Origin of the sequence: Lujinxingia litoralis, assembly GCF_003260125.1 — a bacterium.
Lineage (GTDB): Bacteria > Myxococcota_A > Bradymonadia > Bradymonadales > Bradymonadaceae > Lujinxingia > Lujinxingia litoralis.
The window spans coordinates 642027-655983 of record NZ_QHKO01000002.1 but is presented as its reverse complement, the minus strand read 5'-3'; the positions used below and the strand labels follow the sequence as shown (position 1 = coordinate 655983).

Annotated in this window: 9 protein-coding genes; 4 read left to right on the top strand and 5 right to left on the bottom strand. The window is 64.3% G+C overall.

The annotated features are described in order from the left end of the window. Window positions 1–6: 6 nt before the first annotated feature. The 3 genes from DL240_RS07145 to DL240_RS07135 all read right to left on the bottom strand — a co-directional run bounded on the left by DL240_RS07145 (window position 7) and on the right by DL240_RS07135 (window position 3594). Entirely contained in the window at window positions 7–1413 is a 1407-nt protein-coding gene (locus tag DL240_RS07145) for a hypothetical protein (protein WP_146618159.1), read from the bottom strand. A gap of 86 nt (window positions 1414–1499) precedes the next feature. After that, the gene (locus tag DL240_RS07140; RefSeq protein ID WP_111729172.1) at window positions 1500–2015 is read right to left on the bottom strand and encodes a 1,2-dihydroxy-3-keto-5-methylthiopentene dioxygenase; all 516 of its coding nucleotides are present in this window, start codon (window positions 2013–2015) and stop codon (window positions 1500–1502) included. 244 nt (window positions 2016–2259) lie between these two features. Next, window positions 2260–3594 carry a carboxypeptidase-like regulatory domain-containing protein gene (locus tag DL240_RS07135; protein ID WP_158542420.1) on the bottom strand — a complete coding sequence of 445 codons (1335 nt, stop codon included), beginning with the start codon at window positions 3592–3594 and terminating at the stop codon, window positions 2260–2262. Window positions 3595–3886: 292 nt separating this feature from the next. On the opposite strand from DL240_RS07135, the gene DL240_RS07130 reads away from it, so the two are divergent. Continuing rightward, window positions 3887–5836 (top strand): CRTAC1 family protein, encoded by a 1950-nt coding sequence (locus DL240_RS07130; protein ID WP_111729170.1) that lies wholly within the window; start codon window positions 3887–3889, stop codon window positions 5834–5836. 516 nt (window positions 5837–6352) lie between these two features. Here DL240_RS07130 and DL240_RS07125 read toward each other — a convergent pair. Beyond that, a complete protein-coding gene (locus DL240_RS07125) occupies window positions 6353–8428 on the bottom strand; it encodes a class I SAM-dependent rRNA methyltransferase (RefSeq protein WP_111729169.1) in 2076 nt (691 codons plus the stop codon). 642 nt (window positions 8429–9070) lie between these two features. On the opposite strand from DL240_RS07125, the gene DL240_RS07115 reads away from it, so the two are divergent. Beyond that, window positions 9071–9904, top strand: coding sequence for a type II CAAX endopeptidase family protein (locus DL240_RS07115; protein WP_158542419.1), 834 nt, complete (start codon window positions 9071–9073; stop codon window positions 9902–9904). On the opposite strand, the gene DL240_RS07110 is transcribed toward DL240_RS07115, so the two are convergent. Next, the gene (locus tag DL240_RS07110; RefSeq protein WP_146618157.1) at window positions 9901–11175 is read right to left on the bottom strand and encodes a hypothetical protein; all 1275 of its coding nucleotides are present in this window, start codon (window positions 11173–11175) and stop codon (window positions 9901–9903) included. The two genes, DL240_RS07115 and DL240_RS07110, sit on opposite strands and share 4 nt — an antisense overlap. A 274-nt stretch (window positions 11176–11449) precedes the next feature. On the opposite strand from DL240_RS07110, the gene DL240_RS07105 reads away from it, so the two are divergent. After that, complete coding sequence (locus DL240_RS07105) at window positions 11450–12415, top strand: FHA domain-containing protein (protein ID WP_111729165.1); 966 nt, start codon at window positions 11450–11452, stop codon at window positions 12413–12415. A gap of 3 nt (window positions 12416–12418) precedes the next feature. Next, window positions 12419–13939 carry a PP2C family protein-serine/threonine phosphatase gene (locus DL240_RS07100; RefSeq protein ID WP_111729164.1) on the top strand — a complete coding sequence of 507 codons (1521 nt, stop codon included), beginning with the start codon at window positions 12419–12421 and terminating at the stop codon, window positions 13937–13939. The last annotated feature ends 18 nt before the right edge of the window (window positions 13940–13957 follow it).

Here is a 13957-nt window from a genome sequence, read left to right as displayed (position 1 = left end):
GCCTCCTCACGGTGACAGCGTGCTCTTCTTCGCCCGCCGCCTTCGCAACCACCCCAGTATCCCGACCACGCCCACCCACCCCGCAGCCCCCTCGCCACGGCTCCCGGCGACGGCACAACCGCCGCCCTCAGCCCCGGCCCCCTCATCGCCCGATCCGGTGCCAGGCGACCGATCCGACGCATCTCCCAGGCGCAGCTGATACTCCCTCAAACTCTCATCGGTCGGAATGTAGGTCAGCGCTACAAACGCGCCCTGCCGATCTCGCACCAGCCCCAACACCAGCCCCGGCGCCAACCGATCCCAGAAACTGACCGCTAGCCGGCGACCATCCTCAGCCGAAAGCAACTCAAAGATCCGCGGCCCCTCCCTCGATATCCGAAACACCCCGAGCTGCTCGCCAGCGACCCAGCCGCGCGCCACATCATCAAGCTGACGCACTCGACCGTCGAGCTCCGCCTCGTTGTCAAACACCCGATCGAACACCACCTCGTCGCCCTGCAAACGCGTCACCCCGCTCTGCCCCTGACCGCGAACCCTCCAAAAAACCGCGATCGAGCCGTCCGCCAGCGCGCGCACCGGCCCCACCACCTCGCGCTCCTCCCACCCCGAAATCCGGGGGACCACCGCCTGCCATCCGCCAGCGCCATCGTAGCGATGAAGGCGACGCGTTCCCTGCTGCGTCGCGACAGCCGTCACGAGAAAGCCCCCCTGAGGATCAGCATCAACCCGCTCCACCAACTCCCCGAGCGCCTCCAGGGGCCGCTCCCCCACCGCGCGAAGTGCGCCGCTCTCCGCATCGATCGCGTGCAACTGTGCGCTGGAACGCACACTCCCTCCCACCGACTCCCGAGCCCGCGTCAGCGCCACCACCAGCCCGCTGCGGGGCTCAAAGGCCACCGACGCCAGCGTCGCCTCCCAGGCCCCCACATACGCCCCGATCTCTTCCGGAGCATCCAGAAGCTCGCGATCTTCAACCGCCCACAACTCCTCACCCGACCGCGCGATCCGAGCCACAAACCCGGCGGGCAGATCCGGCGGAAGATCGCGGCGCTCCCCCCGCACCACAAACCCTCCCCCGGGCATCACCACCGCATCCGCACAACTTGAGGGCGCCCCGGCACGTCGGAAACGATAACTCAACGCCTCCTGCGGATCGGCCACCACCACCACACAGCGCGCGTCTGCTCCCTCCCCTTCGGTCATCACCAGCAGCGTGGTGCCCTCCCCGTCCTCGCGCACCTGCGCCAGTCGGGGATCGACGCCCTGCGGCGAGTCCCACACGCGGTAGCTGCTGGCCAGGATCGACTGTGCTGCCACCTCGCCAGACAGGCACAGCGCCCCGACGACCAGCCCCAGCAGACACACCCCATACCCGACTCCCGCACCACCCCTTTTTGCTCTCCACGCACCCATACTCGCCTTCCCAAACAAAAAAAGCCCGCTGCACCACACGCAGCGAGCTTCTCAAATGCGTCTCCGGTCTTCACGCCGGAGGCGACTCACTGGCGATAATGCGCCACCCATCCGTCCTTCGACTCAAAGACCCGAATGCAGGTGATCGTCTTATCCTCGCAAAGATCAAACCAGTGCCAGGTCCCACTGGGCACCACCAGAAGATCGCCCGGGTGCACCTCCACGTCAAAGACCCTGTCGTCTTCGCCGTGAATCGTGAACACACCGCTGCCATCGACCACAAAGCGCACTTCATCTTCGCTATGCTCATGCTCTTTGTCGAACTTCGCCAAAAGCGCTTCCAGATTGGGCGTCTCGGGCGTCAGCGCGATCACGTCCGCCGACTGATAACCACCGCGCTCTTTAAGCGCTGCGATCTCTTCAGCAAACACCTTCAGAATGCGCTCCTGCTCGGTCTCGGCCTGGATCGCCCGAGCCTCATCACTATGCAACCGGGAGATATCCCAGCGCTCATAGCCCAGCCCGTACCCCTTCACAAAGGCATCGATCTCGGCCGCGTCTCTCAACACTTCATCCGTCCCACGTACTCGCAACTCGGCCATGGCCGTCCTCCTCGTTCAATTCACCGCCCCGCAACCCACGGGGCCACACGAAGCCCCAAAGGGCCACGCCGGGTTAGTCCTACCTCACAGCCGGGTTTTACCCGCAGCGAGCCTTCCACCGCAAGATCTGCGCTCCAACACGTCGGTCAAGCACGCGCTTCTCGCGCTCCTACAAAAAAACGCGCCGCTGGCCAACCTCCAACAGCACGCTTTCCCGGAACCGCGCGACGCTTCTATCCACGGCTCACAATCGGAAGATCAGAAACTCCAGAATCCGCTGCATATCTTCCCCCAGATCGCTCTGCGCCTTGTTATGAAACGAGGTAAAGACCACCGTCCCGTAATTCGGCTGCTCCCGACGGCTGACCAGCAGCGGCGAGTCCTCCACAACCGCCCCCGCAGAAGGAGGATTGGTGCACTGCGAACCAGCACACTTCGTCACATCCGCGCTAAAGTGCACCACCGACCCCGGCCCCGCCGAGCGTGCCACCACCCAGGCGATATCACTCTCACCAAAGCGAATGCTCGCGCTGGTATCGCTGAGCAAGGTCTGCATCTCACTTGATTCCACGGTCGCATTGAGCTGCTGAGGCGCAAACCCCACCCGAGCTCCATCAAAGGTGGTGCCCTCAAACTCAATCATCCCCTCAAACACCTCGCTGATAAAGGGATGCGCCCAGTCCGAGGCGTAAATGCTATTTCCGTTGGCGACAAACTGACGCAGGTTCTGCGCAATCAACCCCATATTCGCCCCCCGACTCTGAAGATCGTACCAGAGCGTACCGCACTCAATGAACAGAATGCGGAAGTAATTAAGCTGCGCCGCATTCTCCAAAAAATGCTGCGCCCGCTCCACGCCCGCACCTCCCAACGTGCTGGCATCTCGCCCCATCAACTCGTAGCTCAAGTTCAGCTCACCCAGGATCTCACGTACATTATCATACTGCCCCTGCAACACCGCGATCCGCACCGAACTACCGTCGACGCAGAGCTTATCAGCATCTGCCGTCAGATCGGTGGTTTCCCCCTCGTACACAGTCACCGCCGACGTCCTGGAAAACGACCCCGAGCTGACCACGATGCTGTGCGAGCCCGCCGGCACCGCGTCAAACTCAAAAGTGCCACTGCTGTCCGTGCGCGTGCTCATCTCAAAGGGCTGCCCCTCGCAGTCAACCCCGCTGATCGTGGCATTAGCCGCCGCCAGCACCTGACCATTGGTCGCGCAAACACGCGCGATCACATGGCCCGGCCCACAGTCTTCCGGCGGCTCCACAGACGCATCGGCATCAGGGGTACTGCCACCATCGGGAGAGGACCCCACATCTTCCGGCTCGCTGCCATCGGGTTGATCACCACCATCCGGACGCCCCCCTGTATCCGACGGCTGCCCGGCATCATCATGCTCGCCAGGCCCCTCATCACCCGCGGCCAGGCAGAGACCCGTCACCGGATTGTAGCGCAACCCTTCCGCGCACGGCCCAACCCCCTCTTCAACAACATCCTCGGCACATCCGGCCACCAGCCCTCCCACCACGACCAGGCAGAGCACCCACCATTTCATTGCATGTACAGGAGTCATCGCTTCCTCAGGTCTATCCCGCATCCGAGCCCCGCATAGGAGTGTCGTTGTTGCACCTACATCGGGCCCGACGCAGCAGCACGCGCGCTGATTTTTTCTTAAAACAAGTCGAGCTACGCAGCTTAGCAGCTCGTCGCTGCCGGCGCAAAGCTCCAGCATCCTGAACCACTTATCCCTCCCACCTTACCGAACGGTAAGTTCTACTTGAAACCTCTCGCCAGCGACCGCACCATGCTCTTCTGCCCGGATCGACACCTTCACTCCGCGGACCACCCCAGGCTTCGAGCTCCCGATGTCTCCCAACACCTCCTTCCTTTTCGCGCTCTGTGGGCTGCTCGCCAGCGCCCCTCTCCTCTCCTGCTCTGCGGACTCCCAGGTCTGCGCGCCCGACGACGTCGCCTGCCTGCTCGATCTCACCCCAGTCTGCACCTCTCCCTCCGCCTGGTCGCCTGGCACCGCGATCTTCGAAGACGTCTCCGAACTTGCCGGCACTCAAGAAGCCGGCGCCATCGGCACCCGTCTCTCCGTGGCAGACGTCAATCACGACGGCCTGCCCGACATCATCGCCCGACGCCCCGGTGGCGGCGCCGATGACTTTTCCGAAAACGGGACCCGCCACACCTGGCTGTTGATCAATCAGGGCGATGGAACTTTCGAGGATCGCACCGAATCCTCCGGACTGCTCACTCCCCGCCAGCTCACGTCGCTCACCCGCCCGGTGGAAACCGTGGTCTTTGGTGACATTAACAACGACGGAAACCTCGACGCCGTCACCGCGTTTACCAACACCACCGCGCCCCTCTCCCCCGAAGGCGCCGAGGTACTGCTCGGTGACGGTCAGGGCGGCTTTATCCTGGCCGAGCCCTCACCCGCGCTCCAACGCGCCGGACTTCCCGCCGTGCGCGGCGGCTTAAGCCTCACCGACGTAAACCGCGACGGAAACCTCGACCTCTGGGTCGCCAATGGCGCCGCCGGGGCCAACGGGCCACTCGCCGACCAGCTTCTCCTGGGAAATGGTCAGGGAACCTTTACCGAAGTCACCGCCACCGCCGGACTCCTCACCGAGCCCTGGTCCTCCATCGCCACCCTCAACCAGGCCCGCGCCCACTCCAACGCCTGGTCCGGCGCCGCCTGTGACCTAAATGGCGACGGCACCCCCGAACTCCTGGCGGCATCCTACGGCCGCGCCCCCAACCACCTCTGGCGTGGCGAGTTCGATGGCCAACAGACCACCTACACCAACCACTCCCTTGCCTCCGGATACGCCTTCGATCAGCGCATCGACTGGAGCGACAACGAATCAGCCCGCTGCTTCTGCAAGCTCAACCCCACTGCCGACGACTGCGCGGGCGTGCCCGCTCCCCGCGTACGTTGCCAATCCCCCGACGACGTCCTGCGCTGGAATCACGCCCAGGACCGTGAACCCTTCCGCCTGGGTGGAAACAGCGGCACAACCCTCTGTGCCGACCTCAACAACGATGGCTACCTCGATCTCCTCACCACCGAAATCGTCCACTGGGATGTCGGCGCCTCCTCCGATCCTTCCGAGATTCTCTACAACGCCGCCGATGCCGAACTCGTCTTCGCGCGCCCCGGTCCCGGGGCGACCGGCCTCGATCGCCCCCGCGAGACCACCTTCGACGACGGCGACATCACCGCCGCCACTCTGGACTTCGATAACGACGGACGTCTCGACATCCTCATCGCCTCCACCGACTACCCGCACACCCGCGCCCACCTCTACCACCAGAAGCCTGACGGAACCTTTGAGCGCGTGAGCCCCTCCGACGGCATCGACCTCACCAGCGCTCACGGCGTCGCCACCGCCGACTTCAACCGCGACGGCGCCCTGGATCTTGTGATCGGCCACTCCCGAAATCGCTGCTCCGCAGGCGACCACTGTCAGGACTCCGCCCACATTCGCGTCTTTCAAAACAGACTTCCCCCAAACAACTGGCTTCAGCTTCAACTCGAAGGGGCGCCCGGCACCAACCACAACGCCATCGGCGCCCACATCACCGTCAAAACTCCCGCCCTCCACCAGCTCAGCGAAATCCAGGGCGGCCACGGCCACTTCGGTATGCAGAACGACCTGACCCAACATTTCGGCCTGGGCGATGCCTGCCAGGCCGAGGTGACCATTCGCTGGCCCGACCTTGACTTGACCCCCCAGACATTCACCCTGCCCGCCGGCTACCGCTACCTCATTCAACAGGGCGCCTCCCCCCGGGTCATTGAATAGTCCCTCGCCTTCGAACACCTGGCACCAGCACTCCAATGCAGACACTCACCACACGCCAAAAGCCGATCGAGCACCAGCGCTCGAGGGCGTGCGGACGTCTGGCACTGAGACTCGGCACTGAGACTCGTTCGGACATCTGGCACCGAAACTCACTCGGGCACCGAACACCGAAACTCACTCGAGCACCGGGCACCAGCGCTCGAGGGCGTTCGGACGTCTGGCACTGAGACTCGGCACTGAGACTCGTTCGGACATCTGGCACCGAAACTCACTCGAGCGCCTGGCACCAGCGCTCAAGTGCGTGCGGACATCTGGCACTGAGACTCGGCACTGAGACTCGTTCGGACATCTGGCACCGAAACTCACTCGGGCACCGAACACCGACACTCACTCGAGCACCGGGCACCAGCGCTCAAGTGGAACCAGCGCTCGAGGGCGTTCGGACGTCTGGCACTGAGACTCGGCACTGAGACTCGTTCGGACATCTGGCACCGAAACTCACTCGCCCCCCCTGCCTCACGTCGACCTCACCCAGATCCCTTCAAACGAATCCCCCTCCACAAACCCTTTGAGCTGCGGATAATCCGGCCCCGGCCCGGCCTCCTTCCACTCCGATAACTTCCTCCCGGCATCGGCCGCCGCGGCTCGCACCAGCTCCCTCAACCCGACGCTACGCTTGCGATCGTTTCGACACACCAGCATGGAGCCCCCGGGCTTGAGCGCCTCAAAGCACTCCGCCAACAAGGCCTGATAGTCCTTGCGCACCGACCAAAACGCCCCACTACCGGCCGCCGCAGTGGGAGGATCGACAATAATGCCGTCAAACACCTCGCCATCATCCACCGCCCGGCGAAGGTAATCGCGCGCATCCACGGCCTCGTTTTGATGCCCCTCCAGCCCAAATCCGTTGAGCTCCAGATTCTCATCAAGCCAACGCAGATAGCGCTTGGAAAGATCCACATTGACCGTCTTTGCTCCGGCCCGCGCCAGTGCCACACTGAACGCCCCGGTATGACAAAAAAGGTTCAGCCAGCGCTGCCCTGGTCTCGCACGCCGCTCGGCCTCCAGACGATTGGCCCGCTGATCGGCAAAGAAGCCCACGTCAATCCCCTCCCAGGGCTCGGCCCAGTACTTAAGCCCCGACTCCTTGACCACCAGCCGCCCCCCGGCCTTGAGATACCCACCTCCGCGACGCACAACCTGAGCCTGAGGCAATTTCCCCTCGGCCTCACGCACGTCTCGCACATGCTCCACCGCCAGAATCATAACGTCCGGATCATGCGCCCCCAGCGCTTCATACACCGCCGGCGCCAGCCCCTCCCCACAACGCGCGGTCAGCGTCACCCGCATCGCCGGACCGAGCTGATCCACCAGCACCCCGGGCAGCCCGTCGGCCTCCCCGTGCACCACCCGAAACACATCGGTGCTCCCGATCTCGCGATACAGCTCCCCGCGTTTGGCCACTGCCTCATCCACACGCAGCGCGATCTCCTCATCGATCTTCTGGGCGGCCTCGGCCTCATTGCCCCAGTACCGAGCCACCACCTCACCGGTCCCATCGACTACCGCATACACCCCCGACGGCCCCCGGGGCCCCACCAGCCGAACCGGCGCGCCGGGCTCCATGCCTTCAATCGACCCGGTGTGTTTATCGCGCAGCACCCAGGGATGCTTACCCGCTTCCAAAAACTCCAGACTCCGGGCCGAAACCTCCAGCTTGCGCACCTGCGATGTACTCTTAACCCCCTTCTGGAACGCCTGAGGGGTCGGACACACCGGAATCGAAGGCCGCCAGGAGCGCAAACTCGGCCAACTATTCGCAAAATCCTCCCCACCGTAGAGCGCTCCCAGACGCAGGCGCACGCCTCCATCCACCGCAAAACCACCACGCGCCACATCCCCCAGAGCCGGATATCCCCCCTGCGCCAGCGCCTCCAGCACGCCTTCATAGATCCCGCGCTCCGGCGCCTTCTCAAACGCCACACTGAGCTGCACCTCGGCGATCCCCTCCCAGGTCATCGTCACCGCGTAACTGACCTTCGCCCCCTCGGCTTCCCAGACACCGGTAGCGTGCAAAGGCCGACGCACAATCGCCACCCAGGTCGACTGCACATCTCCGGCGGCCAACGCCCCGGCCAGCGCCTCGGCCCGGGCCTGACCGGTGGCCAGCAACCAGGGCCCGCCCGCGCCGGCAGGCGCCTCCCACACCGGGGTAAAGCCCTCGCGAGCAATCCCCAGCATGTCGGCCAAAAACAGCACCGGATCCATCGGGTCCTCAGGGTCAATACTCCCCTTCAAACCCACCGGCTTCTCCACGACAACCCAACCGTCGCCCCACAGCAGCGCCTCGGCCTCCGGCAAGCCGTACACCTCCTCGCCAGCGCCCACCTCAACCTCCACTTCGGCCTCATACGGCAACACCTGGTCGGGCTTAAAAAGGCTGGCGCCGTCCACCTTGACCGCCCCCTGCGCAAAGAGCTCCTCCACCTCTTTGGCACTCCCCTGCGGCCAGGCCCGCTGCACATAGGCCCGCGCCGTAGTGCTCTGCTCCTCTCCCTCCAGGGGCACCCGAAACTTCAACTCTTGTCCCATCGCCTGACCTCGAACCCTTCACCGGAATTCCAACCAAACCCACACCGACGCACAAAACGCACGAGCGCTCAGCGCGCCATACTCCTCGTAAGCGCCTCCAACGACAAGCGCCCTTAAACCATCATCCCCCATCACCGCACCATCGCCTGGCACCGCACCATCGCCTGGCACATGCACCATCGCCTGGCACCGCACCATCGCCTGGCACCGCACCATCGCCTGGCACCGCACCATCGCCTGGTACCGCACCATCGCCTGGTACCGCACCATCGCCCGGCATCTGCACCTTCGCCTGACACCGCACCATCGCCTGGCACCGCACCATCGCCTGGCACCGCACCATCGCCTGGCATCTGCACCTTCGCCTGACACATGCACCTTCGCCTGGCACCGCACCATCGCCTGGCACCGCACTGGTGCCCCCGACACTCTCGACACTATCTTTTAAACGGCCCCTTCTTCGGACTCGACGAAACGCCTCCGAAGACAGCTCGGCTCTGCGCACGCACTGCATTACACTACCCCGGCCATTCGCCGGCCCGATCGCTCTCTCGCTCCCGACACCAAGTCCCCGGATGCCAGCGTCGCTCGCCATACAGCTCAACACCTCCTGCTCCTCCCGCCCACGCCCCGGCCTTGCCCATGACTCCAGAAGAAAAACGCATCCTTCGCTGGCGCCCCATCGCCCTCTTTATCGCCGCGTTTATTGGCCTCAACGCCTTCGGCGTACTCGGCTACCTGACCCGCCTCAACACCTACCTGGTGCTGATCCTCTCCCAGGTCCTGGTCGTCATGGGCATTGCGATTCTCTACCGTCGCACCCTGGCCCGCGACGCCTCCGGCTGGCCTTCGCTCTCCCCTCGTGGCCTCTCACCGCTGGCCATCGTCTTGACGGTGCTCGCCGCCGTGACTCTTGGCTTTTTCTCCAACGCTCTGGGCGCCCTGATCGTCGAGGTGTTCCCCGGCATGCGTGAACTCGCCGAAAGCTACCAGGAATCCGTCAAAGACCTCCTGCTCACAGATGACCTCCTCTCCCAGATCCTCGGCGCGATCTCCGTCGCGCTCATCGCCCCCATCTGCGAAGAGTACCTCTTTCGCGGCACCATCCTCCCGGAACTCGCCCGCACCCGCCGGGCCCGAAACGCCATCATCCTCAACGGCCTTCTCTTCGGTGCCATGCACGCAAACCCCATGGCCTTTGTGCCCCTGTCCATCGTAGGCATCTTTTTAGCCCACCTGACCCTGAGCAGCGGCGGCCTCTTCCTTGCCATCCTCGCGCATGCCGCACTCAACACCGCCAACGGCGTCGTCCTCCCCCGCGTAGCCGAGGTCATCGAAGCAGCCCCCGAAGACGCCGACATCTGGAGCACCCTCAAAGCACTGGCGATTCTCACCCCCATCGCCACCTTCTTCTGGTGGACGCTCTCCAGAGAACTGCGTCGACTCAAAAACTCGCCACCGTCACAATCCCACTAGAAATCGTCGCGGGCTTCATCAACCGCCGCGCGAACCTCATCGAGTTCCAGCCACTCCACGTAACGCGAGACCAGAAAGTCATCGGCCAGAACATCGCTGAGCCGCTTTACCCCCCCCGTCCAGCGCCGCGCTCCGCACAACCACAGCGGCGCGCCCTCCTGCTCCTCGCACAACCCCAAATCTACGAGTTCGGCATACGCGTAGCGCGGCTCCATCTCGCCGGCCGCATCCACCACCCCCAGATAGGGGAACGCACGCTCGTCATACGCCTCCCGATCCCCAAATACGATGCGGCAGGTCTTCAGCCACCGGTATTGCACATACTCATCGGTCGGCCGCATGGCCACCTGCGCGATCTTCGCCAGACGCTGTGCCGCGTCATCGCGCACCTCAGGCTCCGGCGAGTTCATCAAGCGGCACATCGAAAAAAGCGCCCCCTGACGAAGATCGACATCGTAATCAGGTAACCCCGCGGCTTCATGCACCCGCCAGTCCTCCGGCTGCCCGACAAGTGCCAGACGCCCCAACGCCGCACTCATCTCCAGGATCACCTCCACCTCCGGGTTCCCCTCCAGCTGCCGATCGATCATCTCCAACACATCTCGCCCCTGCCCCGGCGAGAGCTGCCGGACCATCTTCAGACATCGGCGAGGCAGTTGCCCGACCTGACGCGCCGCACACCCCCGAAGCCAGGTATAGAAGCGCTCACTTTCTGGCCGGCGACGCTCCTCACGCATCTCATCGACCACACCGGCCACCACACCCTGATGCTCGCCCTTCTCCACCTCGTCCCAGAACCCATCCATCTCGCGCACAAGCTGCGCCGGCGCCTCCAATCCCCCGCCCAGATACCCCCGCACCAGACACGTCCAGGGCGCACGCTCACTGCGACGACTCACCACATCCCCCAGTGCCGCCCACAGCTCGTCCTCCGGCGCAGCGTGCTCCAGCCCCCACTCACAGAGCGCTTCACCAAGCGCACGCGGTCCGTACGTCACCGCCCGCGCACGCTCGCCCCCTTCGAGCGCACCAACATCAATCGCCCCGAGATCCCACCCCTCATACTCCAACTCCGCCTCACGGTCCTGCCGCTCCGCAGGCGAGAGCTCCGCCAGCGGATCAACCTCCTCGCCCTGCTGAGGCACCACCCACAGCGCCCATCCGAGCACAGCAAACACCGCTGAAAGTGCAAGTCCTCCCCAGAGCCCCGGATCAAGCTCCCCCTCCCTGCCAGGCGCTTCGCCCGGAGCAGGAATCACCAACTTCGCCATCGATGCGTCCTCTCCCTTGTCCTCGTCTGCGACCCCTTAAGAGCCGAGCGGCCATCCTATCGACTGCGCCCCGGACTGTCGACCAGGCGTCCCTTCCAACGCGTTCGTACACCTGGCACCCGCGTTCGCACACCCCGCGTTCGCACATCTGGCACCCACGCAACCATCCCCCGGTACGCCCTTCTTTTCTTGCCCCTTTCTCCCCACACCTCTACCATTAAAACCTCTCATCTTTCTCTTAAACCGCCATCCAACGTTCGCCGTACGGATACTCATGGCCTCTTCGAAGTCGGCGCCCGATGCTCCCGGGACTTCGCAACACGCGATCCTTGACCTCGACGCCCTCCGTGGATGGCGCGAGCACCGAGATCCCGCGCTAAATCAACCTCATGAACTCCCGGCACTGGCCTACCTGCATCAACTTGACTCCCGGGAAGTCATCCAACGAACCTACCCTGTCCATGGTCTCAGCATCCTGGTCGGCCGCTTCCACTCTCAACATACCCCGGTAGACCTCCTCCTGGACGGTCTCCAGGATCATCAGACGTACCGCCTCGGCTCACCGCACGCCCAACTGGAACGCTCCCCCTCCGGCACCTGGACCCTGCAGGCCCTGAGCACCCAGGCCCCGACGCAACTCAATCAAAGCCGTCTCGCCCCCCTCGATACGCCTCAAGAGTTGCAGCGCAGCGACGTCATCACCTTCGGGGTCACCTCCTTTCGCTTTGAACCCTTGAACCTCTCGCTCGACGCACACCAACACTCCCTGCAGACGCTCCTATCCAGATGCCCGCACCCCGCGCTCTTCCTCGCTCGCGCGGGCGCTCCCTGCGGCCCATTCATCGCTCTCGATCCCAAACACCCACTCACCCTGGGGCGCTCCTATCCCCCACCCGGCACCCTCCCCCGCTCCGAGCAGTGGCCTGCTATCCCCGAGCCCTTCTGGGACCTGAGCGGGCTGCCCGACGTCGAACGAAAATTCATCGCCTTTCAACATGCCCGCTTCTCACTCATTCGCGAGCGCTGGCACATCGAACCTCTCTCCACGCGCCAGCGCACCTACGTCAACCGCATCCCCATCCATGCCCCAGCCGCACTGGAGTCCGGCGACGAAATCGGCCTGGGCTCGGCCCTTCTACATCTACAACTCCCCGATCAGCCCTCCTGGCCTCGACGTAGCATCACCCCGCCGAGCCCCCTGGACTGGAGCGAGGGCAGACCTCCCAGCGAAGAGTTCTAACCCATGTGCTCCCATCCCGACCCTCTCCTGGCCAAGCTGCCCTCGGAGCCCGACGCCCCCACCGCCGAGCTCCGACTCAACGCCGAGGAGCACCCCTACCTCCTCTGGTCTGGCCCCTCCGACTGGCACGCGAACGTCTGCGAAGCCTTCGCACCGGCCGCACACCCTCTTCCCTCCTCGTCCCCATACTCCCTACGCCTTCTCCTGCCGAACCCCCGACTTCGTCCCTTCGACACCTGGGCCTGGCGCAACCTCCCGGTTGCCAAAGCCGTCGACGCCCTGCTGAACCTCGCCAGCACCATTGGGCGGCTCCACCAACGGGGGTGGACCCTCCAAAGCCTGCACACCTGCGAACTCCTCCTCGACCCGGAACACGGCAACATCCACCTGGCCGCCGCCCCGCGCCTGATTCCCATGCCTCGCCATCCAGGCAACGAAGCTGTCTGGAGAGACATCCGCATCTTTGCAGAACTCGCCTACGAAAACTTCCTGGGACACGAATACCCCGGCGGTCACCACCTGGTCACTCTGCTCCAGGACCGCAACGCCCTGCGCGAAGTTGGCCTCACACACCCCGCGCTTCCCCAACTTCTTGCCGGCTGCGTCACCCCCTACGGAGATCTGGCCTACCACCACGCCGACGAACTCCTCGAAGGCCTCCAACACCTGCGCGCCGAACTCACCACCGCCCTGCACCTGGAAGTCGCCTCTCGCTCCACCCAGGGCAACTACCTCTTTCGCCAGAACAACCAGGACAGCTGCGGACATCTCCTCATCGACACCGTCTGCGACGCCCGCACTCAACGCCTGGGCTTCTTCTGCGTCGCCGATGGCATTGGAGGCATCCAGGATGGCGCCGCGGCCAGCACCGAAGCCGTCCGCGCCTCTTGCGCCGCGTTCCTGCGCGCCTGGGAACACTACCCCGCCCACACCCTCCTTAACGCCCCCAACTCCGTGGCACGCGCCATCGCCCGGATCACCAGCCAACGCCTGGCCCTCTATGGCGAATTCTCTCCCAACCACAACCGCGGCGGCACAACCTTCACCGGACTCCTGATCGCCGGACAGCGCGCCGGACTCTGCCATGTGGGCGACTCCCGCGCCTGGTTGCTGCGGGAAAACACCCTTTTCCAACTCTCCGAGGACCACACCCTGGCCAACATCTTTAAAAAGCTCGATCACACCCCCTCCCCCACCGAACGCGACGCCTCCAACCGCACCATTGCCCGCTTCCTGAGTACCGGCACCGAACTCGACGCCGGCCGCATCGACGCCTTCCACCCCGACCTCCCCGACCTCCTGAATCAACCCGATCTGCACACCTCGGGACTGCTCATCCGTTCCGGTGACCTCCTCATTCTGACCACCGACGGAGCCCACGGCGAGCTCTCATACGAACTTTTACAATCCCTGGCCTGTACACATCGCGACGCGCCTCAGGAACTCTGCGACGCCATCGTCAACAACGCCCTGAACCGCGTCGGCAAAGACAACATCACCGCCCTGGCGATCCGAGTCCGCTGATACAGGCAATTTTTTTAC